This window comes from Enterobacter sp. UPMP701 (assembly GCF_053709515.1).
Window position 1 is genome coordinate 67,869 of the sequence record NZ_JBSKJN010000008.1, and the last position, 26,614, is coordinate 94,482.

The window sequence follows — 26,614 nt, forward strand, 5'->3', positions numbered from 1 at the left end:
CTCTTATGTCTGCCAGATGCGCGGCGAACAGGCGGGTTTGGTGGTGAGAAGCGGGCGAAGCGACTGCCAGATGTCGCGCATCACCCGCTGGCAAATCAGGTTGTCGTGGGAGAGAAAACGCACCGACAGCAGATCGTCGGTGAGCGTTGCGCCTGCAAAATTTTCCAGCGGCGCGAGCAGCGTGCGCACCGTGTCGAGATGATCTTCCCGGGCCGGATAGAACAGCAGGGTGCCGATCCACGGGTGTCCGGCGACGGGCGTGAGATCGCCGTTGCTGAGATGCTGGCGCTCTATCAGGCGCGGCTCGTCGTCTACCCATACTTCAAGGCGGCTCTCCAGCGTGCCGTGGCTGAAGGTCTCACCGATTACCGGGCGGCCCAGGCAGTACAGCTCCCATGCCAGCAGTGTGCTGGAAGCCTTCAGGTGGAAGACGGAACGCAGCGCAGCGTTCGCGCCGGGAAAGATAATGGTGTCCTGCGGCAGCCACTCCAGCGTGGCGTCTTCATCGAGGTAAAAATGCTGGCTCAGACGCGCCTGCGCGCCGCTGCTGCGATAGAACTTGCTGGCGCCGGGCATGGTGATAAGCGCGTGGCTTTTGGCGTTTAACCGAACGGAAATATCAAGCGTATCGCCGCCCACAACGCCGCCGGGCGGGTGCAGCAGATAGAGGTGGCAGGTCTCGCCTTCAGGGTAAAACGGCCGCTGAACCGTAAGCGGCCCGACGTGGTGCGCGGAATGCAGGAGGGTTTTCTCAGGGGCGTGACAAAACTGCAGGGCAAGCGATGCCTGCCAGCCTTTATACGTATTATCAGTGACCTGAGCTGCTAACATGGTGCTTCCATTCGCGCGCCAGAGGGATACTTTTCAGTATGCCCTGGCGGAAATGAAGGCTGTCATATGACTCGCTTATGGATAAGGACGCTGTTGCTGACGTCGCGCGCTTTATTCTGGCTCTTTTTTCTTTCTTTTGAGCTTTGTCCAGATCTTCGTTTCCTGACGACGCCACAGGCGCTGGATATTGTCGTGATGACGCAGCAGGATCAGGCAGGAGAGCATCGATACCGGGAAGGTGAACTGGGGCTTGAACCACCAGACATAAAACGGGGCGATCAGCGCGCTGACGATAGCACCCAGCGACGAATAACCGCTCAGCAGAATGGTCAGCAGCCAGGTCCCGGCCATGACACCGGTTAAGTCCCAGCCGATGGGCGCAATGGCACCAAAGGCGGTAGCCACGCCTTTGCCGCCTTTAAAACCGAAGAATACGGGCCAGATATGGCCGACGCAGGCGGCAATCGCAATGAGCCCCAGCCAGAACGGCGTGACGCCCAGCGCATAGGCGCCCCAGACGGGTAGCATCCCTTTCAGAACATCAAAAATCAAAACCGCTACGGCTGCTCCCTTGCCGCCAATTCGAAGCACGTTGGTCGCTCCCGGATTCCCGGAGCCACTTTCACGCGGGTCAGGTAACCCGGCAATGCGGCAGACCAGAATGGCGCTGGAGATTGAGCCGCAAAGATAGGCGAGGAGGATCATTCCAGGCGCGATTGCACTCATAACGCTGTTCCGTTTTGAAAATGTATCTGTATTCTCAGCATCTGTGGATAATACGCATAATTCGCCGGAAGTGGTATCCGGTTTAGCCAAAAAGCAGGCAGGTCGTGATGGATATTGTATTTATAGAGCAACTTTCGGTAATCACCACTATTGGTGTTTACGACTGGGAACAGACCATCGAGCAGAAACTGGTGTTCGATATCGAAATGGGCTGGGATAACCGCAAATCGGCAAAAAGCGATGATGTGAATGATTGTCTGAGCTATGCCGACATCAGCGAAGCGGTTATCGGCCATGTAGAAGGGCAGCGTTTTGCGCTGGTGGAACGCGTGGCGGAAGAGGTGGCGGACCTGCTGCTGACCAGATTCAACTCGCCATGGGTACGTATCAAGCTGAGCAAGCCGGGGGCAGTGGCGCGCGCGGCCAACGTAGGTGTGATTATCGAGCGTGGCACAAATCTGAAAGGGAAGATTTAACGTCATAATTGCTAAACCATTTTAGGTTATATCGGTCTTAAGGCTGTATCTTTCACGGTGGTCCGCGTGGACACCGTTTTTTATATCTTTTTTTAGGGGTTTATAGATGAGCGATATGCACTCGCTGCTGGTGGCGGCAATTCTGGGTGTGGTCGAAGGATTGACGGAGTTTTTGCCGGTTTCCAGTACGGGCCATATGATTATCGTTGGCCATCTGCTGGGCTTTGAAGGCGATACCGCAAAGACGTTTGAGGTGGTGATTCAGCTGGGCTCTATCCTGGCGGTGGTGGTGATGTTCTGGCGTCGTCTGTTTGGCCTGATCGGCATCCATTTTGGCCGCCTGCCGCAGCGTGAAGGTGAAAGCAAGGGCCGCCTGACGCTGATTCATATCCTGCTCGGGATGATCCCGGCGGTGGTGCTGGGGCTGGTATTCCACGACACCATTAAATCGCTGTTTAACCCGATTAACGTCATGTACGCGCTGGTGGTGGGGGGCTTCTTGTTGATTGCCGCGGAAGTGCTGAAGCCAAAAGTCCCGCGTGCGGAAGGTCTGGATGACATGACCTACCGTCAGGCGTTTATCATTGGCTGCTTCCAGTGTCTGGCGCTGTGGCCGGGCTTCTCCCGTTCAGGGGCCACGATTTCAGGCGGGATGCTGATGGGCGTGAGCCGTTACGCCGCGTCTGAGTTCTCGTTCCTGCTGGCGGTGCCGATGATGATGGGCGCCACCGTACTCGACGTCTATAAGAGTTATCACTTCCTGACCACCGGCGACATTCCGATGTTTGCCGTGGGCTTTATCACCGCGTTTATCGTGGCGTTGATTGCCATCAAAACCTTCCTGCAGCTGATCAAGCGTATCTCGTTCATTCCGTTCGCGATCTACCGTTTTATCGTCGCCGCTGCGGTGTACGTGGTCTTCTTCTGATGGCGGGTTGCCCTCACTCTTTCGGCTGAGGGCAACGTTTTTCCTTCCACGCGGCTACCGCATCAATCCGCCGTTTTGTCAGCTCCTCGCGAATCTCCGGCCCTTTAAATCCTGCCTCGACCACGTCTTTCGTCGGCACCGCTTTTGCGACGTCCCACGCTTCACGCAGCAAGCGCCCCTGCGGGTAATCAGAGGCTTCAAACCCGGTGCGGCCGCGTACGTCGGCTTCGCTGGTGAGTGCGATCTGCTCCACGCGCTGCGGCTTGCGCCAGGCGTCGATATTATCGAACAGCTTAACGATAGTGGCGGGCTTCAGGATCGGGAAGGTGTGGATCAGGTCGTGGAATTCGGCGACCAGCTTTGCCAGATCGCGGATGTCATTCGGTACGCGCAGGCGCTGGCAGAGCCCGTCAACCAGTTTTACGCCCGCAGGGCCGTGCCCGTGATGGCGCGGCCAGAATTCTTTCGGCGTTAAGCCTTTGCCGAGATCGTGACACAGGGTGGAAAAACGCACGTCCACCTCAGGGCTGAGCATGGCGGCCATGCTTAGCGTCATCAGCGTGTGCACGCCGGTATCAATTTCAGGGTGCCATTTTGCCGGCGCGGGGACGCCAAACAGCGCGTCGATTTCCGGGAACAGCACCTTTAGTGCGCCGCAGTCGCGCAGCACCTGGAAAAAGACCTGCGGGTTACGGGTGGTCAGGGCGTTTTCTGTCTCTTTCCAGACGCGCTCCGGCGTCAGGTGTTCCAGCTCGCCCGCCTCGGTCATGGCCGTCATCAATGCCATCGTTTCATCGGCAATACGGAAGCTAAGATGGGCATAACGCGCGGCAAAGCGCGCCACGCGCAGGACGCGGAGCGGATCTTCAGAAAATGCCGGGGAGATATGGCGCAAAAGACGGTCGCGCAGGTCATCCTGCCCACCGTAGGCGTCGATGATATGCCCGTTTTCGTCCTGGGCCAGGGCGTTAATGGTGAGATCGCGGCGCAGCAAATCCTGCTCCAGCGTCACATCCGGTGCGGCGTAACAGGTGAATCCCGTGTAGCCGGAACCGGATTTCCGCTCGGTGCGCGCCAGGGCGTACTCTTCCCGGCTTTTCGGGTGCAGAAACACGGGAAAATCGCGGCCTACCTGCTGGTAGCCCGCGTCGAGCATCTCTTCCGGGGTGGCGCCCACCACCACCCAGTCTTTATCTTTGACCGGCAGACCTAACAACGCATCACGTACCGCACCACCGACCAGATAACTCTTCACGCCCAACTCTCCCGTTTTCTCTTTTCCAGAATGATACGTAAGTCTGGCAGAGAAGACGAATTAGTTCATCCAGCGATCTTTACGCTTACGGCTTGGGATCAGATGTGGCAGAACCAGACCCAGTACCAGACCCACGCCCAGCACGCCGCCGCCATACATAAACCACTGCATGATGATGGTGCGCTGTTTGTCATCAAGCTGCAGATTCGCGGCGTTCACTTTTTTCTGCGCGACGATCAGCTCGTTTTTGAGTTTTTGATTCTCTTCTTTCAGACCATTGATCACGCCGTCGCTCTGCGCCACTTTCTGCTGCATTTCGGCGGTGCGCTGGTTCCAGGTGCCGTCGATGTTGTTCAGCTTGTCGGTCAGCGTTTTCACCTGGTTTTCCAGATCCGGTACGCGGGTGCGCAGGCTTGGCACGGTGCTCAGCTCTTTCATCGGGATCCAGGAGGTACGGCCGGTACTGTCGCGAACCTGACCGTAATTGGTCTCCGCGTTGGTCTGTAACAGGGTGACTTCCTCGCCGGCATTCACCGTGCCCACGAGGCGATAATTATCTCCGGGGCCACTGCGTACCCAGGTGTTCAGTTCGTCAGAAACGTAACGCTTCTCTTCAGCGTGCACTGCGGTTGCGGCGCTAAAAGCGAGTAAAGTAAGTCCAATCAGGCGTAATTTAAGCATCATTAGTCGTTATTTTCATAAATAGTGGAACGATAGTAGTGGCAACAGTGTCTCTACGCAAAGCATTCGTCAGCAATCAGAATCATCTGTGTCACGACTCTACACATTTACGCCCGACAAATTGCTCATTGCATGGCAATTTGGCGCAAAATACTATGTACTGACAAACAAATGGCGAGGAAGTTCGCCCTCATTGACGCGTCTGTGACGCCCGCAAAAGTACAAGGCTATGGCTCAGGAAATCGAATTAAAATTTATCGTCGAAAAAGACAGCGTTGACGCGCTCCGCCAGCATCTGAATACGCTCTCCGGCGAGCACCATGAACCCGTACCGTTGCTCAACATCTACTACGAAACGCCGGACAACTGGCTGCGCAACCACGATATGGGGCTGCGCATCCGCGGCGCGAACGGACGCTACGAGATGACTATGAAAACCGCCGGCCGCGTGGTCGGCGGTTTGCACCAGCGCCCGGAATACAATATCGACATCAGTAAGCCAGAACTTGAGCTCGAACGTTTCCCGGCGGAAGTCTGGCCGGAAGGCGAACTGCCCGCCACGCTGGCAGGGCAGGTGCAGCCGCTGTTCAGCACCGATTTCTCCCGTGAGAAATGGCTGGTGACGGAAGGCAAGAGCCGCATTGAAATCGCGCTGGATTTAGGTGAGGTGAAGGCGGGTGAGTTCCAGGAGCCGATCTGTGAGCTGGAGCTGGAACTGCTGGAAGGCGATGCGAGCGACGTGCTGAAGCTGGCGCGCAAGCTGGTGAGCCAGCCGGGTTTACGTCAGGGCAGCCTGAGCAAAGCGGCGCGCGGCTATCACCTGGCTGCCGGAAATGCGCCACGCGTGCTGAGAGAGACCCCGATTCTGCGCGTCGTGCCGAAAGCCAGCATTGAACAGGGCATGGAAGCGGCGCTGGGGCTGGCGCTCTCTCAGTGGCAGTACCATGAAGAACTGTGGGCGCGTAACATCAAAAATGCCAAAAAACAGGTGCTCGCCGCCATCGGGCTGGTGCGTCATACCCTGACGCTGTTTGGCGGTATCGTTCCACGTAAAGCTAGCGCTCACTTACGCGATCTGCTGACCCAGACCGAAACGCTGCTGCTTTCCGACGTGTCGGCGCAAACTGCGCTTTACAGCCCGCAAAATGCCGCTGCAAAACTGGCGCTGACCGAGTTTCTGGTGACGCGCGGCTGGCGCGCCTTCCTGGATGCGAAAGCGCAGACCAAAATCGCGGATAACTTTAAACGCTTCGCGGATATCCATCTTTCCCGCCACGCCGCTGAGCTGAGGACCACCTTCGCGCATCCGCTGGGCGACCAGTATGGCGACCAGCTTCCCCGTCTGGCGCGTAATATCGACAGCATGTTGCTCCTGTCGGGAGCATATGAGGGCGCGAAGGCACAGGCCTGGCTGGAGAACTGGCAGGGACTTAAGCATGCCATTGAGACCCGTCAGCAGATTGAGATCGAGCATTTCCGCAACGAAGCCATTTCGCAGGATCCGTACTGGCTGCACAGCGGAAAACGTTAATTCTGGCAAGGAACCCCTGATATGCCGCTTTCTTCGCAGTTACAGCAGCACTGGCAGACCGTTTGCGAACGTCTGCCCGAGTCGTTACCCGCGTCATCGTTAAGCGAGCAGGCGAAAAGCGTGCTCACGTTCAGTGATTTTGTGCAGGAGAGCGTCAGCGCCAACCCGGACTGGCTGGCGGAGCTGGAAAGCGCGCCGCCGCAGGCTGACGAGTGGCGACATTATGCTGGCTGGCTGCAAACCGCGCTGGCAGAGGTGGCGGATGAAGCCACGCTAATGCGCGTTCTGCGTCAGTTCCGCCGCCGGGTGATGGTGCGCATTGCCTGGGCGCAGGCGCTGGAGCTGGTGAGCGAAGAGAGCACTTTGCAGCAGCTGAGCGAGCTGGCGCAGACGCTGATTGTCGCCGCGCGGGACTGGCTCTACGACGCCTGCTGTAAAGAGTGGGGCACGCCGTGCAACGACGAAGGGGTTCCGCAACCACTGTTGATTCTGGGGATGGGCAAGCTGGGCGGCTGCGAGCTGAACTTCTCCTCCGATATCGACCTGATCTTTGCCTGGCCGGAGAACGGCTCCACGCGCGGCGGTCGTCGCGAGCTGGATAACGCGCAGTTCTTTACTCGCCTCGGCCAGCGTCTGATTAAGGCGCTGGACCAGCCGACGCAGGACGGCTTTGTCTACCGCGTGGACATGCGCCTGCGCCCGTTTGGCGACAGCGGCCCGCTGGTGTTGAGCTTCGCCGCGCTGGAAGATTATTACCAGGAGCAGGGACGTGACTGGGAACGCTACGCGATGGTCAAAGCGCGGATCATGGGTGACGGCGACGACACCTGGGCTAACGAGCTGCGCGCCATGCTGCGCCCGTTCGTGTTCCGCCGCTACATCGACTTCAGCGTGATCCAGTCCCTGCGCAATATGAAAGGGATGATTGCCCGCGAGGTGCGCCGCCGCGGCCTGAAGGACAACATCAAGCTTGGTGCGGGGGGCATCCGCGAAATTGAATTTATCGTCCAGGTCTTCCAGCTGATCCGCGGCGGGCGTGAGCCGTCGCTGCAGTCTCGTTCGCTGCTGCCGACGCTGTCCGCCATTGAGCAGCTGCACCTGCTGCCGGACGGTGACGCGCAAACGCTGCGCGAGGCCTATCTTTTCCTGCGCCGTCTGGAGAATTTGCTGCAAAGCATTAACGACGAACAGACCCAGACCTTGCCGGGTGACGAGTTAAACCGGGCGCGTCTGGCCTGGGGGATGCGCGTGGACGACTGGGCGGCGTTGACCGAAAAGCTGGACGTTCACATGGCGGGCGTGCGCCGTATCTTCAACGATCTGATTGGCGACGACGAAAGTGAGTCACCGGACGATGCGCTTTCCGAGCACTGGCGCGAGCTGTGGCAGGATGCGCTTCAGGAAGATGACACCACGCCGGTGCTGACGCACTTAAGCGACGATGCCCGCCATCGCGTGGTGGCGCTGATCGCGGACTTCCGTCTTGAGCTTAACAAGCGCGCCATTGGCCCGCGCGGACGTCAGGTCCTGGATCACCTGATGCCGCATCTGCTGAGCGAGGTGTGCTCGCGCGAGGACGCGCCGGTGCCGCTGTCGCGCATGATGCCGCTGCTGAGCGGGATTATCACGCGTACCACCTACCTTGAACTGTTAAGCGAGTTTCCGGGGGCACTGAAGCACCTGATTACCCTCTGCGCCGCGTCGCCGATGGTGGCCAACAAGCTGGCGCGCTACCCGCTGCTGCTGGATGAGCTGCTCGACCCGAACACGCTCTACCAGCCAACGGCGACGGATGCCTACCGCGACGAGCTGCGTCAGTATCTGCTGCGCGTACCGGAAGAGGACGAAGAGCAACAGCTGGAGGCGCTGCGTCAGTTTAAGCAGGCGCAGATGTTGCGCGTGGCAGCGGCAGACATCGCCGGTACGCTGCCGGTGATGAAAGTGAGCGATCACTTAACCTGGCTGGCAGAGGCGATCATCGACGCGGTTGTCCATCAGGCGTGGGTGCAGATGGTGGCCCGCTATGGCCAGCCAAAACATCTTGCCGACCGTGAAGGCCGTGGTTTTGCGGTGGTGGGTTACGGCAAGCTTGGCGGCTGGGAGCTGGGCTACAGCTCCGATCTGGATCTGATCTTCCTGCACGACTGTCCGGCCGACGTGATAACCGACGGCGAGCGTGAAATCGACGGGCGTCAGTTCTACCTCCGCCTGGCCCAGCGCATCATGCACCTGTTCAGCACCCGTACCTCGTCAGGCATTCTGTATGAAGTGGATGCGCGTCTGCGCCCGTCCGGCGCGGCAGGCATGCTGGTCACCTCAACGGAATCCTTCGCCGATTACCAGAAGAATGAAGCCTGGACGTGGGAGCATCAGGCGCTGGTGCGTGCACGCGTGGTGTATGGCGATCCGCAGTTAAAAACGCAGTTTGACGTCATCCGCAAGGAGGTCATGACCACCCCGCGTGACGGCAGTACGTTGCAGACCGAAGTGCGCGAAATGCGCGAGAAAATGCGTGCGCACTTAGGCAATAAACATCGCGATCGCTTTGATATTAAAGCCGACGAGGGCGGGATTACCGATATTGAGTTTATTACCCAGTATCTGGTGCTGCTGCACGCTCACGATAAACCGAAGCTGACGCGCTGGTCCGATAACGTGCGCATTCTGGAACTGCTGGCGCAGAACGACATTATGGATGAGCAGGAGGCGCAGGCCTTAACCCGCGCCTACACGACGCTGCGCGATGAGCTTCATCACCTGGCGCTGCAGGAACAGCCGGGGCACGTGGCGCTGGACTGTTTTGCTCATGAACGTGCCCAGGTAAAGGCCAGCTGGCAGAAGTGGCTGGTGGAACCGTGCGTAACAAATCAAGTGTGATATTATCGCGCGCAAATTGTGAATCTTTCTGGAGTCAGGAATGAAAGTAACACTGCCAGAGTTTGAACGTGCTGGAGTTATGGTTGTCGGGGATGTGATGCTGGACCGCTACTGGTATGGGCCGACCAGCCGTATCTCACCGGAAGCACCGGTGCCGGTGGTCAAGGTCGATACCATTGAAGAGCGTCCTGGCGGCGCGGCAAACGTGGCGATGAACATTGCCTCTCTGGGCGCGCATTCGCGTCTGGTGGGCCTGACCGGCATTGATGATGCGGCGCGCGCCCTAAGCCAGTCGCTGGCGGACGTGAACGTGAAGTGCGACTTCGTTTCTGTTCCGACCCACCCGACCATCACCAAGCTGCGCGTGTTGTCGCGTAACCAGCAGCTGATCCGCCTCGACTTTGAAGAAGGGTTCGAAGGCGTTGATCCCGAGCCGCTGCACGAGCGTATCAATCAGGCGCTGGGCAATATCGGTGCGCTGGTGCTGTCTGATTACGCCAAAGGCGCGCTGGCAAGCGTGCAGACGATGATTCAGCTGGCGCGTAAAGCCGGTGTGCCGGTACTGATCGACCCGAAAGGCACCGATTTTGAACGCTATCGCGGCGCAACCCTGCTGACGCCAAACCTCTCTGAGTTCGAAGCGGTGGCGGGCAAGTGCAAAACTGAAGAAGAGCTGGTTGAGCGCGGCATGAAGATCATCGCTGATTTCGAGCTGTCCGCGCTGCTGGTGACACGTTCCGAGCAGGGGATGACGCTGCTGCAGCCGGGCAAAGCGCCGTTGCATATGCCAACCCAGGCGCAGGAAGTGTACGACGTGACCGGCGCCGGTGATACGGTGATCGGCGTGCTGGCGGCAACGCTGGCTGCGGGGAACTCCCTGGAAGAGGCCTGCTACTTCGCTAACGCCGCGGCGGGTGTGGTCGTCGGTAAACTCGGGACCTCCACCGTTTCGCCAATCGAGCTGGAAAATGCGGTGCGTGGGCGTGCGGATACCGGCTTTGGCGTCATGACCGAAGACGAGCTGAAAGTGGCCGTTGCTGCCGCGCGCAAACGCGGTGAAAAAGTGGTGATGACTAACGGCGTGTTCGACATCCTGCACGCGGGCCACGTTTCGTATCTGGCGAATGCGCGCAAGCTGGGCGATCGCCTGATTGTGGCGGTCAACAGCGATGCGTCGACGAAGCGCCTGAAGGGTGAAACGCGTCCGGTGAACCCGCTGGAGCAGCGCATGATCGTGCTCGGCGCGCTGGAAGCGGTGGACTGGGTGGTGTCGTTTGAAGAAGACACGCCGCAGCGCCTGATTGCAGGTATTCTGCCAGATCTGCTGGTGAAAGGTGGGGACTACAAACCGGAGCAAATAGCGGGGAGCGAAGATGTCTGGGCCAACGGCGGTGAAGTGATGGTGCTCAACTTTGAGGACGGGTGCTCAACCACCAACATCATTAAGAAGATCCAGAAAGACAGTCAGTAAAAAAACGGGCCTGTTGGCCCGTTCGTTTTTCACCCTCAACCCCGTGGGTGAGGGCACCAGGCCACACTTACTCCTGGTCATCCACCGGTGGAATGGCCGGTGCTGGCTTCACTTCTTCCGGCGCATTGCGGTTTTCCAGCTCGGTCAAACGCTGTTCCAGCAGCGCCAGCTTCTCGCGGGTGCGCAGCAGAACCTGGGTCTGCACGTCAAATTCTTCACGGCTGACTAAATCAAGGCGAACCAACTGCGCCTGCAGCGTCTGGCGGATTTTCTTCTCTACGTCATCACCAAATTCACGAATGCCCTTCGGCATGGATTCATGAACCTGACGCGCGATCTGCTCAATTTTCTTTGGGTCAATCATTGTCGTTTCCCTTGATGAAAAGGTGTTAGTGCCTATTGTAGCGCGTCATGCCGCGGGTTAAACAAAATTGTTTGAAGCTTATGCATTGCCCAGGGTAATCAATAGCGTTATAGTTATCTCGCTTATTCTCAGGGCGGGGCGAAATTCCCCACCGGCGGTAAATCAGCTTAACGCTGAAAGCCCGCGAGCGCTTTGGGTGAATTCTCAAAGGTCAGCAGATCCGGTGTAATTCCGGGGCCGACGGTTAGAGTCCGGATGGGAGAGAGTAACGATCCAGTCGGGCAAGGCCCGCTCACGTTATTTTTTTGCCGCTTGTACGGCGCTCCTAAGACTGCCCTGATTCTGGTAACCATAAAGTTAATGAGGTTTTTTTACCATGAATCAGACGCTACTTTCCTCTTTTGGTACTTCAATTCAACGTGTTGAACACGCACTGGATGCACTGCGCGAAGGCCGCGGTGTGATGGTGCTTGACGATGAAAACCGTGAAAACGAAGGCGACATGATTTTTGCCGCCGAGAACATGACCGTTGAGCAGATGGCGCTGACCATCCGTCACGGTAGCGGCATCGTATGCCTGTGCATCACCGAAGAACGTCGTCAGCAGCTTGATCTGCCGATGATGGTTGAAAACAACACCAGCGCCTTTGGTACCGGCTTCACCGTGACCATTGAAGCGGCGCACGGCGTAACTACCGGCGTGTCGGCGGCTGACCGCCTGACCACCGTGCGTGCAGCGATTGCCGACGGCGCGAAACCCTCCGATCTGCACCGCCCTGGTCACGTCTTCCCGCTGCGCGCGCAGCCGGGCGGCGTGCTGACCCGTGGTGGTCATACCGAAGCGACCATCGATCTGGTCACGCTGGCGGGCTTCAAGCCTGCAGGCGTACTGTGCGAACTGACTAACGATGATGGCACCATGGCGCGCGCGCCGGAGTGCATCACCTTTGCGCGTCTGCACAACATGCCGGTGGTAACGATCGAAGATCTGGTTGAGTATCGCCAGGCGCACGAGCGCAAAGCCAGCTGAAATGGCTGATGTGAAAAAGCCGGGGAAACCCGGCTTTTTTGTGTCTAGTGATAGTTAATTTTGAACAGCACTACCGTTTCGAACGGGCCGGACTGAATGGCTTGACCCTCTACGGGCGATAGCTCTGCCGTGTAGGTTTGCTCATATTGCAACGTGCTGCCCGTAAAATCAGCATACTCTTCATAATGGTTGAAGGTGTAGGGCTGCTGCGTTTCGTTAAGGATCCGCAGCTTTAAGCCGTTCCCGACCAATAACGCCGTATCATCGGTGCTGAGTGACTCTGTGGTATAGAACGACGAATCCATTTTGAACCCATCTGAACATTGCGCATCCTGCACTTTGGTTGTTCGTACCGAAAATGTGCGATTGCGCGTCTGCTGATTCACAATGTCGCGCGCGCTAAACGTGCCGAAATCAATCTCCTGGTTCTCAGGGTAAATACTGAACGTCGCCCCGCAGTCCAGAACGGTAATATTTTGCAGACCGTTAATATGATATTTGAGGTTTTTCGCGTCCACCATCTGGTTAACCCCACCTTTTCCGTCAAACTGCACGACGATGTAATCCCCCAGAGAGCTGACGTAGCCGTGGGGCGGCATCGCTTTGATTTTGACGTATAAACGCAGGCGAGCGACAAAAGTTCGTGAAGTGTGGATATCGTCCGGGTTACCGGAACAGATGCGATTTTCCCATCCCATTTGTCGGATCTGGTCAGGGGTATAAATTGTGATGTTTTGGTTGTCCAGACATTGTCGGGTATCGACGCCGTTGGGCTGGCCTGTTGCATCGTAGTCTACCCCTTCATAGGTTACCCCAAGTTCATAATAGGGATCGGTAGCAGAAGGATAGGGGTTCACCCAGCCAAAAACGTCTTCAGGTTGAAAATTGCTCGTGACGTTGTGATCGCACGTCACCGGGATTTTGATGTCATCTGACTCCCAGATTTTTTCACCCACCTGCGCATTGCTGGGAATAGCAAACGGAGAGATCGTTTTGACCTCTTCAACGGGGCCGCCGGAACCGCCCAGGTAGCAGTCAAGCGCCAGCGCGTCTTTTAAAGGCAGCACTGAGAGCAGCAATATGAACAATACCTTAGCGAGATTTTGCATCTTTTTCGATCTTCCTTTCGCTGAGCGTGCACTGCGCCGTTCCCGCACACTGCACGTCGACCTTTTTCAGCGCACCGTAATCGTCGATGTAACCGATGCTGTAATAATTACCGTGATAGTCACCCGTAGACGTGGTTGCTGTCGCGAAAGGCGCGATCATCAGGCTGTCAAAGCCCGGGAGCATGGTCTTCGCATTCTTGCTGAGCCACGCGAGGGTGATGTAATACGGCGTGGGGTTATGCACAGTCAGCCCTTTGGCATTGGCTGAAATTTCCATGCGCATTTCCGCCAGCTCACCGGGCTTTTTGGTAATCGCTTTTGGACGCCAGAACAGTTTGATCCTGCTCTGCATCGCGACCTGCATGACGCTGCGTTCCTCGCTGGCGCTGCTGCTTTTCGGCGGCACTTCGCGCAGGTTGAAATAAAACAGGGATTCTCTGTCTTTCGGCAACTGGCTGGTGGCTGCTTGCTTAACGATCCTGATCTGCGACGCGGAACCCGCTTCAAGGCGTTGAATGGGAGGGAGCGCCATGAAATGCGTGTCTTCTTTCCGGCCTTTTTCATCTTCAATCCAGGAGAGCGCCAGATAAGGCAACGCCTTGCTCTGGTTTTCAACCTTCAGGCTGCTGGCTTTGTCGCTTTCCGGGAAGACAATGCGCGTGCGGTCGAGGTTTACGGCCGCGTGGGTGGTGAATGCTGCGCCGGCCAGCATCAGGCACAGGCTTTTGAGTAGGGTTAATTTCATCATGGTTTCTTACTGACATGGCAGTATCAACTGCATACTGTTTTCAAGGTGTGAAGGTAACGCGAAGCGACACTGCTGATTGTCTCCCCACGTTACGCGGAACTGTTGTTCTGGCTCTACGGCACCGAGCCAGACGTGGCCGTCATCGGCGACCATGGCAATCTGCCGGTCGTTTTCCTGCAGGCGAACAACCGCACCCAGCGGCGGCGTGCCGGAAGCGGTGCGTAAGATGCCTGCAATATCGTTGCCTGCACGCGTGGCAATCTGACGGAATCCAATCGCGCCTTCTGTCCAGGTTGAGGTGACGACGCGGGTGTCCACGTCCACGCCATCGGGCAGGTTGTTCATATTGACCTGCACGCTGGAGGGCGAATAGCTGGAGATGGACGGTAAAACGCCAATGCCAAACCGGTTTGTTTCATCCCGCGACATGTTCAGCGGGATGTTGCCTACGCCGTCGGTGCTGACCATCACGCGCGGTTCATTACCGTAGCTGCGGCGGTGCAGGGCGGCACCTTTCGCCGTTGCAGTAAACGAGCCGTTCCAGCTGGCGCTCAGGGAATTGTATTCATTAGCCTTATAGCTCCCGGAGAGATTCAGGTCGCCATAAGGGGAATAATGCTGATAGTTGCCGCTTACCTGTGCGCCGGCATCTGACTTCTCACTCTCGGTGCCTGCTGAAACGCCCCAGGTATTGTTGCGGTCTGATGTGTCATACCACGAGACGTTCTGGCTCAGGTTGTCGCTGTTGTGCAGGTCGTAATTCAGTCGATGATCGGGATCGAGCGGCACGCTCAATGAGAGATAGAACTGCGTATCGTCGTCTTCATCTTCATAATGCGTTTTACTCCACGACAGGGTGACGCCCAGGTTTTTCCAGCGACCCAGGTCAAAGTTGTAGCCAGCGGTCACGCTGCCCGTTGTGGAAGGCGAGTCGTTCCACCAGGTTTGACGCAGCATGTTGACATAGAGGTTAAGTGATAATGCCGAAATGTACTGGCTTGCCGTCACGCTGAGCGTCTGTTTTTCGGACTGCCGATCGTTGTTGTCATAATCCAGAAAACGGGCATAGCTCAGGAACTGTGGGTCTGAGTAGCGATAGCTGGCGAGCGTAAGCTGACTGCCGGTGGTATCGAAACGCTTACTGTAGTTAAAGCGGTAGCTGTAGCCCGTCTGGCTATTCTGATTGGGCAACTGGCTGGTAGCCTGTGTGACGTCAAAAGAGAGGGCACCCAGGTACGCCATGTTTTGTCCGATGCCGGCAGCGACGGATCGGTAATGGTCGCCATCGGCGAGCGTACCGCCATAGAGGGAGGTTTGTGACAGCATCCCCCACGAGAATTCACCGCTCAGAAACGCGTTATCTTCAACGTCATGCGAAGCGTCTTTGCGCGCTTTCCCGGTCGCCAGCTTGTAGCGAACCTGACCTTTTCGGGTTAAAAACGGCACCGATTCTGCGGAGACCTGGAAGGTGCTGACGCGCCCGTCTTCTTCCGTTACTTTGACATCCAGCGTACCCTGGACAGACTGGTTAAGATCCTGAATCACAAAGGGGCCGGGCGGGACTTTGCTCTGGTAAATCACGCGATCGGCAAGGCTGACGGTAACCGTGGCGTTGGTTTGCGCTATCCCGGTAATTTGTGGCGCGTAACCCCGTAGCGACCACGGCAGCATGCGCTCATCGCTAATCAGGGATGCACCGGTATAGGTGAAAGCATCAAAAATAGCGGACTGGAAATCTGTTTCCCCTAGCGTAAGTTTGGCACCGAGCGACGGGAGAGGGCGGAACATATAGACACGTGAAAAGCGACCATCATTTTCTGAACCCGTGTCAGTATGGGTTTGCGTGTACTGATAATCGCTGCGCAGCCGCCAGGCACCCATATTGGCACCCACCGTTCCGTAAGTGTTCGCATTGTCGGTACTGCTGCCATCATTTGGCTGATAATGGCTGGCAAAAACATTGTAATCCAGCAGCACGCCGGGCACGCCGTTTTCCCAGGTTGAGGGCGGCATCCAGTCGGCAGCGCGGTACTGTAGCCACGCCTGGGGGATAGTGACTTTTAATGTTTGGCTGGCTTGCTCAAAGGTAAATTTAATATCCGGTTTGGACGTAAAGTCGACGCACCCGTCTTTTTCAGGCAATGCGCTACGGATGGAGTCTTGAAGTGCAAACGTATCGGCCAGCTCGGGTGGAATACAGACTTGTATGCTATTTTTTATCTCCCGCCAACGAAGCTCCCAGCCGTTCGCCAGCGGAATATCATTAATTGAAACGCTAACGAAATAGTTGCCTGGCGTGACGGATATTTGATCTTTAAAAAGGGATAAGTCAACGCTACCGCGCTGATCTTTATCAATAGCATTTATGTTAAACTCAGTCGCGGCGGCAGTTTTCGTCATTAACAGGGACGTAATAATAATTATCCATTGTAATTTATATGTCATCGTCCTGTTACTCAAAAAAATATAGATTGCCGGCTGCATTAAATGCCAGCCGGTTTATACCGTGACGTGATGTTATTATTTGTACATCAGAATATAGTTGGCAGTTGCTTCAACCTGACCCGCCGTAGCGGTTTTGCCTGCAAGCACTTCCATTAACGCTTTGAAATGCAGCGTCTGGGTGGTTGAACCTGGCAGCAGATCAACTTCATTTTCTGCGCCCAGCGTGATGTTGGCCTCGGCGTTATCCAGCAGACGAACGCCGACATTTTGAGCACCACTTGCATAGGTGTTGCTCATGAGGCTGGTATCCGTCGCGTCTGTTGCGGCGCTGGTGAAGGTAACATCCACTTTGGTGATAGGGGTGTCTGTCTCATCACCAGGATCGTCCAGCTGGCAGTTTTCCAGGTTAATATCGACAGCCACAGGAGTGGACTTTTTGTTTGCATTAATCACCGCAGTGGTCACCTGGCCGAGATCAACTTCTTTATCAACGCTGTCTGGCGCAATGCTGCATGGAGCGTCGATCACCACGCCTTTAAATTTAATCTTTCCAGAACCCTGATCGTCAGCAAATGCAGAGCCCGAGATAATGGCCGCCATAGCAACGATTAACAGTGTTTTTTTGCCTGTATGCATGAAAATATCCTTTTTCAAATGAATTCATATTCTGAATGTTATTTTCCAGAATATTGCTCAGGCAGTATAACGATCGGCTTTCAGAAAATACGATTACTCATGCTGAAAATTGAATGTAGAAAAAATTAAATATAAAGGAAGCTAATCGTTAATATTGATTTCTAACGTGAAAGTAATGTCTGTACCGCGAGGGAGGAGCAAAAAGAATAGACCGTATTTCTCCAGTGTATCGCTTGATTATGTATGGTTTTTTCGCTAAGGCCTATAGCATTCCATTAATTGCACCATAAAAACACTACACAAGAAAGACCGGAGGAGCCCCGGTCTTTGTTGGGCGTTACTGATAGTTTATCTTCAGCACTACATCTTTACTGAATGGGCCAACGTCAATTTCCCGGTTGGGATTTTTGGTTAGCTTAGCCATGTAATTATGGGTGACCGTCGAGGCTCCCCCGTTCGGGTAATACGTTGCAAAGGGGTAATAGGTGTTCATTAACAGATCTTCCCCTAGCGTTTCGTCGCGGATCTGCATGAGTAACCCGTTTCCCATATCGACATGGCTGGTGTCGTACAGGTCGTCAGTGTTAAAACTCATGGTGACGTCAAACTGCTGTGAGCATGCTGCCGTGGCATCGCGTATTGTCGACACGCTAAAGGGCGCTTTCTGTGTCATGACGTCGATATTATTGACCTGACCAAAATCAACCGTCTGGTTTTCCGGGAATATTTGTATGTCCACGCCGCAGTCCAGGAAATGAACGTGGTCGAGACCGTCGATATTGTAACGCAAGTTTTTTGCATTTTTGGCAAGGTTGGCCCCACCCTGACCATCAAATTGCAGGACGTTGATGCTGCCGAAATCATAAACGGTGTCAGGATCGGTCGGGAAAGCTTTGAGTTTGACATATAAACGAAAACGGGATGGGAACGTGATGTCTTTCTGTAAGGTTGAACCATTACAGACCGGGTTGTGCCAGATGCCATCGTAATATTGTTCGAATTTATCCAGACAGGCGCCGGTATCAATCCCTTCATCGGTCATCTCATGGTCCACACCATTATAGGTTACGCCGAAGGTAAAATAGGGGTTATTTAACACGTCAGCGTTATTGACGGCCGAGAGTTTTATCCAGGCGAAAACATCTTCTGTTTGATTCGTTTTGGTCCAGCCCGCTGCATTATCACAATAAACCGTAATATTGACGTCAGAACTTTCCCATATTTTACTTCCAATTACCGCATTTGACGGAACCGTAAAGCTGGGTAAGTTGGCGGTGTAAGATAATGCCCCACCTTTAGTATTTTGATAACAGTCCACCGCCCATGAGGAAAATGAGCATAACAGCAGCAATATGCATGATAGCGAAACAAGATTTTTCATTATGACCCCTTCTTCACGGATTCGCTATGGCACACCGGCTGTACCGAGGTACAGCTGATCCTGAAGTTGTTTAAACCCCCGTAATCACCGATGTAGCCAATCTGGAACGTCCCAGGGAGGTTTTTTATCTCTGACTGGGTCTGAGAAAAGGGATCAACCATAAATCCTTTTGCGCCCTGCAATAACGTTTTACCGTCAATACCAATGTAACCGATGGTGATGTGATACGGGGTACCATTTTTTATCATCACGCCCGTCGCGGTGCGAGAAACCTCCACCTTATCCATTGGAACGGCCTGGCCCTCTTTTAGCACGATAGCTTTAGGACGCCAGAACACCTTGAGACGGCTTTGCATGGCGATTTGCATGATATTTTTTTGCGTGGAGCGCGGCGGGATCTCCCGCATGTTGTAATAGAAAAGTGATTCTCTGTCTGCCGGCAGCCGGGCAAGGCTTTGCTGGCCCATCAGGCGAATTTGGCTTTGTTCCTCTGCATCGAGACGGATTAAAGGGGGAAGGGGCGTCACATATTCGCGCGTTTTACGTCCCTCTTTATCTTCGATCCAGGACTGAGCCAGATAAGGCGTCGTTTTACTTTGGTTCGTCAATTTTATCGACACGCTTTTATCCGTTTCGTTAAAGATAATACGCGTCCTGTCCGGGGAGACTGTTGCATGGGCTACCGAGCACGCGCCGAGAAGAGCGACAATCCCTTTTAATAACAATGTTGGTTTCATTTTATTCATCCTGAATTAATGTGCTGTTTCACATGGCAAAATAATGGATTTACTGTCGGCATTACTTTGGTTCGGCGGTGATATCTCACAGCTATATTTGTCCCAGGTCAGACGTAGTTTGCTGTTTTCCTGAAGACCGCTGAGATAGACATACCCGTCTTCAGCCACTAAACCCACGTTTCTTCCGCTGGCGATATCAATGACATTGACGCCTAAGGGAGGATAGCGGCCATCAGCCAGTCGGATAACGGCCAGGATCTGATACCCTTTCGTTGCATTCAGCCTGGCGTAACCAATGGCCCCTTCCGTCAGGGTGGTATTCACGACGGAATTATTAATGTCGACGCCATCGGGCAATTTATTGCTTTCTACGCGCACCGTAGACGTTGTGTAGTCGCTCACCGAATTGGTGACGGCAATGCCCATGGCATTCGTTACCGTCCTGTTATCGCTAAGGGGAACGCCCGCGATGCCCTCGGCATCCACCATCATGCGTGAGTTATTGCCGCTGCTGTAATCGTGCAGCGCCATACCGTAGCGTGTGGCCGTGAATGACCCGTTCCAGCCAGCGGTCACGGAGTTATAGGCATTAGGCTGAACGCTACCGTTAATGTTCAGGCGGCCATAAGGCGAGTAGTGCTGATAGTTCCCGCGTATTGCAGGTTCAGCCTTGCGGAAGTCGCTTTCATCACCCGACGCAGAAATATTCCAGGTGTTGTTTCGGTCAGAGGAGTCATAGTAAGACAACGTTTGTGACATGCTATCACTGCCGTTTTTCTGCATGCTGTAGGAGAGACTGCGGCTTTGTTCCAGCGGGACGGTGAATGAGAGATAGTATTGCGTTTCGTCTTGATCGTCCCACTGGGTTTTACCTACCGATAATGAGGCCGAAATGCCTTTGAAATTCCCAATATCAATGTTTCGACTCAGTGAAAAGGTGTAATTGGTGCTGGCGCTGTCGTCCCAGTAGGTATTGCGCGTCAGGTTGATATACGCATTCAGCGCCAGTGGATCAAGATACTGGTTGAAGGAGAGGACGTAGCTCTCTTTCTCGTTACTGGTTGAGTCATCCCCGCTGCGGGCCGTCAGATATTCACTCATGGTGACGTATTCTTTATCTGAGAAACGATAACCCGCGAACGTTACCTGGCTCCCCGTTGATTCAAAACGCTTGGCATAGTTAACACGGTAGCTATAGCCGCTCTGCTTTTCATTTTTGTCTTCATTGTGCAGCGTTGCATCTGCGCGCGTCACGTCAAAGGAAAGCGAACCAAAACTGTTCATGTTAAAGCCCAGGCCGGTCGTAGCCGCCTGATAATCGTCGGCAGTGAGTAAAGCCCCGCCATACAGGGAGGTATTCCCCGTCCAGCCGAATGAGAACTCACCTGTCCAGAACAGAGGGTTATTCACATCCGTGTGACCCACAGATGTGGGTTTCCCGGTGGACGTTTTGTAGCGTAATTGCCCTTTACGCGTGAGAAAAGGAATCGATGAGGCACCTACCTGAAAGGTACTTTTACGCCCGTCTTCTTCTTCCACCGTGACATCCAGTTGCCCCTGGAAGGTGTCGCCAATATCCGTAATATTGAAAGGCCCTGGCGCGACGGTGGTTTGATAGACCATGCGCCCGTTTTGAGTGACGGTCACTTTTGCGTTGGTTTGCGCAATGCCGGTAATTTGCGGCGCATAACCCTGTAAATCCGGCGGCAACATATTGTCGTTACTTTCCAGAGACGCCCCGGTAAAGTGAAACGTATCAAAAATATCGGAGTTCAGATCGTACTGCCCTACGATGAGTTTTGATGAGAGTGAGGGGATCGGCCTGAAAAGATAAGTACGGTCCATGCTGCTGTTGCTTCCCATAGACTTACCGTCTTCGTAGGCGCGATCGTACTGATAATCTGAACGTAAACGCCATGCGCCGAGGTTAAAACCCAGCGTGCCGTAAGAGCTGATATCCTGGCTTTTTTCGCCGCTGTCGGGATCGTACTGGCTGGCGTAGACGTTGTAATCGAAAATGAAACCGGCGACCCCGTTGTCCCAGAATTCGGGAGGTGTCCAGTTTTTTGCCTGGTATTTCATCCACGCCTGCGGTGCGGTAATAGAGACCACCATCTCAGCTCTGTCGAGGTGAATGACCAGTTCAGGTTTGTCGGAGAGCGCAAGACAGCCCTGCTGATTAATAGTATGCAGTTGCTGGATAAACTCGTCGGCGAAACCAAACGCCGTTAAGTCCTCTTTCGTCAGGCAAACTTCAGAGCCGCTTTCGTTATCCGCTTTGATCCATTCAAAGGACCAGCTGTCAGGTAATTTGTTTTTATTGATTTCGACGCGCGCGATATATTGCCCTACGGGAATGAAACCCTTCTTCTCAAACTGGGTGAGGTCGATATTGGTTTTATCTTCTGCATCGATCATGTCGGTGTTAAATTGAACCGCATGGACCGGAGATATGACCATTGCGGTGAACAGAACCGGGTGCAGCGTTTTTTTAATGAAAAGGGATAATTTATTGAAATGAGATCTTTGAATGTTACGCATACAATCCCTTTTTTTAATAAAAATTCAAAAGCCGACGATTCCCTCATCGGCTTGAATCATTCAATTATCACTATCTAATAGATTACTCGTAGTCCAGCACGTAGTTAACATCCGTGGTGACGTTACCGGCGGTTGCTGTTTTATCTGGGGATTCCATGCGCGCTTTGAAATTCAGCACCTGATAAGAATTATCCGCCACCAGATCAACCGGTTGTTTAACACCCATTTGCACGATATCACGGCCTTCAGTCAGCAGACGGACACCCACGTTCGTTGCGCCGCCGTAGTTACCTTCCGCGGTGTTTTTCAGCAGGTTAGTGGTTGCATCTGCGTTGGCAGAGGTGAACGTCACGTTGGCTTTTGTGATGGTGTTTGTGCCATCTGTCAGGGTGCAATCCTGCAGGTGGATCTGCACATCTACCGGCAGTGAGTTTTTACCACCGTTCAGTGCGGAATCAGCCACTTGACCAAGATTGACGGTCTGGTTTTCATCGCCCGGGGCGATAGAGCATGGCGCGGTGATAACAATGCCTTCAAACGCAATTTTACCGTGGCCAGCATCGGCAGCAGAGGCGTTGAATGCAGCGCCAGACATCAGAGCGGTAGTGACAACAGCTAACAGTGTTTTATTCAACATGAAATATAATCCTTTACGATATTAAAAATTTGCTTGCCAGAATCATCACGCAGGCTGATAAGTCGCGCGATATGAGAAGATCACTCTTCGTCAATATGTATTGCGAAAAGAACGTTATCATGCAGAACGAACGAAGTTCCTTTTAGTTATACTAAAGGGCGTGTTTATTAAAATTGTTGTTATTTATTCAGGTGATGAATTAGGGTGAGGCGATGAAGAAATGAACGCGTGAAGTAAGTATTTTCTGAAAGTTGTTCGCTGGAATATTTTTTCGCTGTTTACCGTTTAAGGAAGGGTGTTATTATTTTTCTTCAGGAGCAAGTGACGGTAAATATAATTTTACTTATATGTAAGTGTATTTTACGCAGTAATAATTAAAATAATCAGTGCTGCATATTATTCGCTCCTATACAGGCATGATCCTTGACATAAAAACTTACACCTTTGAAGCATCGCCCCAAAGGTGTATATCCTGTCAGCCTATTCCGGCCGTCTGGAGTAACACCAGACTCAACCCCATGACCGACATTCCGCACAGCACGCCATAGCTGGGGTTGTTATTCGGATCGATCTCTTTCGCAAGCGGCATTAGCTCATCGACGGAGAGCGCAACCATGATCCCGGCAACCGCAGCCATAATGGCAGCCATCAAAACAGGGGAGACCAGACTTCCCAGGATTAACCACGCCAGCACGCCTCCAAGAATTTCGGCCATCCCGGAAATACCCGCCCAGAACACCGCGGTGCGTTTTGAGCCCGTGGCGGCATAAACCGGTCCGGCAACGGCCAGTCCTTCAGGGATATTGTGTAAGGCCACCGCCAGGGCGATGCCAAAGCCCATCTCCAGATTGCTGCTGGCCGTCACGTAGGTGGCGACCCCCTCCGGGAAGTTATGCAGGCTGATGCCGAGCGTCAGCAGAATGGCGGTACGCTTGATATTGCGTGGCAGGGGGGTAACGTTTTTCTGCATTAAATCCTGAGGGTGTGCGTGCGGCAACATACGGTCGAGCCCAAAATAGCCCAGCAGGCCAACGATGAACATGCCGTAGCCGAGTACCGGAGACATTCCCTCCGCATGAAGCGCTGCGGGCAGCATCTCCATCAGCGAGATAAGCAGCATAATACCGGCGGCGAAACCCAGCGAGAAAGCCAGAAGGCGATTGGAAGGCTTTTGACCAAGCACGCCGAGAAACGCACCGATAAAGGTCGCGGCACCCGCAAGTATGGTCAAAATCAAGGGTACTGACATGCACTCTCCTTAAGCAGTATCTGACATTCAAATTTCCTGATGATGATCTTCACGGTTATCTGCGTTCATCTTCACCTGAATGCGCGTAATGTAGAACCATCAAATTGACACCTTCTCTAAGGATATCACCATGTCTTCTTCTCGTATGCCAGCACTGTTTTTAGGCCATGGCAGCCCAATGAACGTTCTGGAAGATAACGTCTATACCCGCGCCTGGCGTCATCTGGGCGAGACGTTGCCGCGACCGAAGGCGATTGTGGTGGTGTCCGCGCACTGGTTCACCCGTGGCACTGGCGTGACGGCCATGGAAGCGCCTAAGACTATTCATGATTTCGGCGGTTTCCCGCAGGCGCTGTATGACACGCATTATCCGGCTCCCGGCTCGCCTGCGCTGGCACAGCGGCTGGTAGAGCTGCTCGCACCTGTTCCGGTGGCGCTGGACAAAGAAGCCTGGGGCTTTGACCATGGCTCGTGGGGCGTGCTGATTAAGATGTACCCGGATGCCGATATCCCAATGGTGCAGTTGAGCATCGACAGCACCAAACCTGCCGCCTGGCATCTGGAGATGGGCCGCAAGCTGGCAACCCTGCGTGATGAAGGCATCATGCTGGTGGCGAGTGGCAACGTGGTGCATAACCTGCGTACGGCACGCTGGCACGGTGAGAACACGCCGTACCCGTGGGCAACCTCGTTTAACGACTACGTCAAAGCAAACCTGACGTGGCAAGGCCCGAGTGAGGCGCATCCGCTGGTGAACTATCTGGATCACGAAGGCGGCTCGCTCTCTAACCCGACGGCGGAACACTTCCTGCCGCTGCTTTATGTATTAGGCGCATGGGACGGTCAGGAGCCGATTACCATTCCGGTTGATGGTATTGAGATGGGGAGCTTGAGTATGCTGTCGGTGCAGGTGGGGTAAAAACATGCCGGGTGGCGGCTTCGCCTTACCCGGCCTACATGTCGCGCGTAGGCCCGGTAAGCGTAGCGCCACCGGGCAAGTCTTACTCAATAAAAATATGCGGATAAAACCGCGACAGATCCTGGGTGATCAGCGCGCGATCTTCGCGAATGCCAATCCCGGCAGGCCGATCGTTAATCAGCCAGCTACCGATCAGCGTATAGCTGTCACCAAACTTCGGCAGCTGATAAAACTCCTGGACAATCATCCCTTCTTCGCCATACGGCCCTTCAACGGCTTCCAGCGTTTTACCGTTTTCTATGATGGAGACGTTTGCCCCTTCGCGGGAGAAAATCGGCTTAACGACGTATTTCTCCATCGGCGGGAATTCATCTTCGGCAAAATACGCAGGCAGCAGGTTCGGGTGGTTCGGGAACATCTCCCACAGCATCGGCAGCAGGGCTTTATTGGAGATAATGCTCTTCCACGCCGGTTCCAGCCAGCGCACGCCCGCGTCTTCCAGTTTGGTAGAAAACATCTCGCGCAGCATGTATTCCCACGGATAGAGCTTGAACAGGTTGCTGATCACCTGATCCTGCATGTCCGTAAACTGACCTTTTTCACCCAGACCGATATCTTCGATATAGAGGAATTCAGTCGCCACTTCCGCTTCGGCAGCGCAGTCCTGCAGATACTGAACCGTACCGCGATCTTCTTCCGTGTCACGACAGCAGGCAAGATGCAGCAGGTTGAAGCCAAACTGCTCGCGCAGCTCGACAAAACGCTCAATCAGCTTTTCCTGCAGGCTATTGAACTGGTCGCTGCCTTCCGGCAGGTTTCCGGCGTTCATCTGATCTTCCAGCCAAATCCACTGGAAGAACGCCGCTTCGTAAAGCGAGGTTGGCGTATCCGCGTTGTTTTCCAGAAGCTTAGGTTCACCCACGCCGTCCCACGCCAGATCCAGGCGAGAGTAGAGCGAAGGCTGATTCGTTTTCCACGACTGACGGACGAAGCTCCAGGTGTGCTTAGGAATGCGGAATTTGGTCATCAGTTCATCGCTGTTGATGACTTTTTCCACCACTTTCAGGCACATCTGGTGCAATTCTGCTGTCACCTCTTCAAGCTTTTCCACCTGAGCGAGCGTGAGCTTGTAGTAAGCATCTTCACACCAGTACGGCTCGCCGTACATAGTGTGAAAGTTAAAACCGTATTCGGTGGCTTTCTCGCGCCAGTCCGGGCGCTCGGTGATACTGACTCGTTCCATGATCAGCCGCCCATTGAGCGAGTAGAAGTGCCTGCTGCACTACGCTGCATGCTGGTCTGTTTCGCCACAGACTCACCGAACCCACCGCGGGTGATGGTGCTGGTGGTTGCAGGCTTCGGCGCCATTGCGGTTTTCGGCACGGTCGTTGTGCGGCCAGGCGTTGCTGCGCCGTAGCTTTTACCGCTGGCGTCGGTGTATTTACCGTAAGCAGGGCTGTTAGGGTTTTTCGAGCTAAAGAGCGGCTGCTGCTGGTAGCCCGCGCCGCCGCTCATCAGACGGCCCATCATATAACCCGCCATTAACGGCATCCAGAAGCTACCGCTGGACTGTGCCTGCGCCTGATTTTCTGGTGCCATGCCCGCCTGAGCAGGAGTCTGCTGGCACTGGCCTTCACCGAACTCCGCTACGCAATCTTCACGTGATGCATATTTTGGCGCGGTACGTTCCGCTTCTTTCAGGGCGCTGTTATACGCAGTCGTACACTCTGCGGCTTTACCGGTGGCAGCCGAACAGTCGTCCGCGTTTTGGTACATCGAGACCGTTTCGTCGCTCTGCTCACAGCCCGCCAGCATAAACACAGCGGTGATCGCAAATGCGACAGGGGTGAGATGGCGTGCGTTCCAGCTTTTGCGGAACGACGCGTGATTAATCATTTTTGTCCGTTTCATATTTGTCTTCCAGGACCCAGTGGTAATAACGCTCAGGATAGAGGATGAGTGGTTGAAAATGAAGCGAAGAGGGGTGGAATCAGGGGGATCTTTACGTTGGCTTACGTTCGGGTGTGATTTAGATGCGCCCT

General features: G+C 54.5%; 23 protein-coding genes and 1 riboswitch. Of the genes, 7 read left to right on the plus strand and 16 right to left on the minus strand.

Annotated elements, in window-relative coordinates; genetic code table 11:
• Positions 1-3: 3 nt before the first annotated feature.
• Positions 4-831: an urease accessory protein UreD gene (locus ACWKXT_RS16860; RefSeq protein WP_454532966.1), complete on the minus strand. Its 828-nt coding sequence runs from the start codon at positions 829-831 to the stop codon at positions 4-6.
• Between the two features lie 111 nt (positions 832-942).
• A complete protein-coding gene (gene plsY, locus ACWKXT_RS16865; RefSeq protein WP_028017138.1) occupies positions 943-1,557 on the minus strand; it encodes a glycerol-3-phosphate 1-O-acyltransferase PlsY in 615 nt (204 codons plus the stop codon).
• Positions 1,558-1,664: 107 nt separating this feature from the next.
• On the opposite strand from plsY, the gene folB reads away from it, so the two are divergent.
• Together folB and bacA are read left to right on the plus strand one after the other, a co-directional pair.
• On the plus strand, positions 1,665-2,033 hold the full coding sequence (gene folB, locus ACWKXT_RS16870) for a bifunctional dihydroneopterin aldolase/7,8-dihydroneopterin epimerase (RefSeq protein ID WP_454527564.1): 369 nt from the start codon (positions 1,665-1,667) through the stop codon (positions 2,031-2,033).
• Between the two features lie 106 nt (positions 2,034-2,139).
• Positions 2,140-2,961, plus strand: coding sequence for an undecaprenyl-diphosphate phosphatase (gene bacA / locus ACWKXT_RS16875; protein WP_080328237.1), 822 nt, complete (start codon positions 2,140-2,142; stop codon positions 2,959-2,961).
• Positions 2,962-2,974: 13 nt separating this feature from the next.
• On the opposite strand, the gene ACWKXT_RS16880 is transcribed toward bacA, so the two are convergent.
• Together ACWKXT_RS16880 and ACWKXT_RS16885 are read right to left on the minus strand one after the other, a co-directional pair.
• Positions 2,975-4,216, minus strand: coding sequence for a multifunctional CCA addition/repair protein (locus tag ACWKXT_RS16880; RefSeq protein ID WP_454532967.1), 1,242 nt, complete (start codon positions 4,214-4,216; stop codon positions 2,975-2,977).
• A 60-nt stretch (positions 4,217-4,276) separates the two neighbouring features.
• Entirely contained in the window at positions 4,277-4,897 is a 621-nt protein-coding gene (locus ACWKXT_RS16885) for a TIGR04211 family SH3 domain-containing protein (protein WP_454527696.1), read from the minus strand.
• Positions 4,898-5,126: 229 nt separating this feature from the next.
• On the opposite strand from ACWKXT_RS16885, the gene ACWKXT_RS16890 reads away from it, so the two are divergent.
• From ACWKXT_RS16890 to hldE, 3 genes are read left to right on the plus strand one after another with little or no spacing between them, the layout of a single operon-like run.
• Entirely contained in the window at positions 5,127-6,428 is a 1,302-nt protein-coding gene (locus tag ACWKXT_RS16890; RefSeq protein ID WP_454532968.1) for a CYTH domain-containing protein, read from the plus strand.
• A gap of 21 nt (positions 6,429-6,449) precedes the next feature.
• Positions 6,450-9,305, plus strand: a complete 2,856-nt coding sequence (gene glnE / locus ACWKXT_RS16895; protein ID WP_454532969.1) for a bifunctional [glutamate--ammonia ligase]-adenylyl-L-tyrosine phosphorylase/[glutamate--ammonia-ligase] adenylyltransferase — start codon at positions 6,450-6,452, stop codon at positions 9,303-9,305.
• Between the two features lie 40 nt (positions 9,306-9,345).
• On the plus strand, positions 9,346-10,776 hold the full coding sequence (gene hldE / locus ACWKXT_RS16900) for a bifunctional D-glycero-beta-D-manno-heptose-7-phosphate kinase/D-glycero-beta-D-manno-heptose 1-phosphate adenylyltransferase HldE (RefSeq protein WP_454532970.1): 1,431 nt from the start codon (positions 9,346-9,348) through the stop codon (positions 10,774-10,776).
• 67 nt (positions 10,777-10,843) lie between these two features.
• On the opposite strand, the gene ubiK is transcribed toward hldE, so the two are convergent.
• A complete protein-coding gene (gene ubiK, locus ACWKXT_RS16905; RefSeq protein ID WP_014071796.1) occupies positions 10,844-11,140 on the minus strand; it encodes a ubiquinone biosynthesis accessory factor UbiK in 297 nt (98 codons plus the stop codon).
• 120 nt (positions 11,141-11,260) lie between these two features.
• A riboswitch (FMN riboswitch) is annotated at positions 11,261-11,411 on the plus strand.
• A 105-nt stretch (positions 11,412-11,516) separates the two neighbouring features.
• On the opposite strand from ubiK, the gene ribB reads away from it, so the two are divergent.
• On the plus strand, positions 11,517-12,170 hold the full coding sequence (ribB, locus tag ACWKXT_RS16910) for a 3,4-dihydroxy-2-butanone-4-phosphate synthase (protein ID WP_454527558.1): 654 nt from the start codon (positions 11,517-11,519) through the stop codon (positions 12,168-12,170).
• Positions 12,171-12,214: 44 nt separating this feature from the next.
• Here the strand turns inward: ribB and ACWKXT_RS16915 are convergent, their stop codons facing one another.
• The 9 genes from ACWKXT_RS16915 to zupT form a co-directional block, all read right to left on the minus strand.
• Positions 12,215-13,279 (minus strand): fimbrial protein, encoded by a 1,065-nt coding sequence (locus ACWKXT_RS16915; RefSeq protein ID WP_454527557.1) that lies wholly within the window; start codon positions 13,277-13,279, stop codon positions 12,215-12,217.
• A complete protein-coding gene (locus ACWKXT_RS16920) occupies positions 13,263-14,024 on the minus strand; it encodes a fimbrial biogenesis chaperone (protein ID WP_120158613.1) in 762 nt (253 codons plus the stop codon). Before ACWKXT_RS16920 ends, ACWKXT_RS16915 begins: the two co-directional genes overlap by 17 nt.
• A gap of 9 nt (positions 14,025-14,033) precedes the next feature.
• On the minus strand, positions 14,034-16,472 hold the full coding sequence (locus ACWKXT_RS16925; RefSeq protein ID WP_454532971.1) for a fimbria/pilus outer membrane usher protein: 2,439 nt from the start codon (positions 16,470-16,472) through the stop codon (positions 14,034-14,036).
• A gap of 75 nt (positions 16,473-16,547) precedes the next feature.
• Entirely contained in the window at positions 16,548-17,108 is a 561-nt protein-coding gene (locus ACWKXT_RS16930) for a fimbrial protein (RefSeq protein WP_454527694.1), read from the minus strand.
• Positions 17,109-17,445: 337 nt separating this feature from the next.
• Positions 17,446-18,489 carry a pilus assembly protein gene (locus ACWKXT_RS16935; protein WP_454527555.1) on the minus strand — a complete coding sequence of 348 codons (1,044 nt, stop codon included), beginning with the start codon at positions 18,487-18,489 and terminating at the stop codon, positions 17,446-17,448.
• On the minus strand, positions 18,489-19,226 hold the full coding sequence (locus ACWKXT_RS16940; RefSeq protein ID WP_454532972.1) for a fimbrial biogenesis chaperone: 738 nt from the start codon (positions 19,224-19,226) through the stop codon (positions 18,489-18,491). The genes ACWKXT_RS16935 and ACWKXT_RS16940 overlap by 1 nt, the downstream gene beginning before the upstream one ends.
• A gap of 15 nt (positions 19,227-19,241) precedes the next feature.
• On the minus strand, positions 19,242-21,767 hold the full coding sequence (locus tag ACWKXT_RS16945; protein ID WP_454532973.1) for a fimbria/pilus outer membrane usher protein: 2,526 nt from the start codon (positions 21,765-21,767) through the stop codon (positions 19,242-19,244).
• Between the two features lie 82 nt (positions 21,768-21,849).
• The gene (locus ACWKXT_RS16950) at positions 21,850-22,404 is read right to left on the minus strand and encodes a fimbrial-like protein (protein WP_211446430.1); all 555 of its coding nucleotides are present in this window, start codon (positions 22,402-22,404) and stop codon (positions 21,850-21,852) included.
• A gap of 475 nt (positions 22,405-22,879) precedes the next feature.
• Positions 22,880-23,653, minus strand: a complete 774-nt coding sequence (gene zupT / locus ACWKXT_RS16955; protein ID WP_454527552.1) for a zinc transporter ZupT — start codon at positions 23,651-23,653, stop codon at positions 22,880-22,882.
• A gap of 130 nt (positions 23,654-23,783) precedes the next feature.
• On the opposite strand from zupT, the gene ygiD reads away from it, so the two are divergent.
• Complete coding sequence (ygiD, locus tag ACWKXT_RS16960) at positions 23,784-24,572, plus strand: 4,5-DOPA-extradiol-dioxygenase (RefSeq protein ID WP_454527551.1); 789 nt, start codon at positions 23,784-23,786, stop codon at positions 24,570-24,572.
• 82 nt (positions 24,573-24,654) lie between these two features.
• Here ygiD and ACWKXT_RS16965 read toward each other — a convergent pair whose 3' ends face one another.
• Both ACWKXT_RS16965 and ACWKXT_RS16970 read right to left on the minus strand, forming a co-directional pair.
• Positions 24,655-25,815, minus strand: a complete 1,161-nt coding sequence (locus tag ACWKXT_RS16965; RefSeq protein ID WP_454532974.1) for a glutathionylspermidine synthase family protein — start codon at positions 25,813-25,815, stop codon at positions 24,655-24,657.
• A 2-nt stretch (positions 25,816-25,817) separates the two neighbouring features.
• Entirely contained in the window at positions 25,818-26,483 is a 666-nt protein-coding gene (locus ACWKXT_RS16970) for a DUF1190 family protein (protein WP_454527549.1), read from the minus strand.
• Between the last annotated feature and the right edge of the window lie 131 nt (positions 26,484-26,614).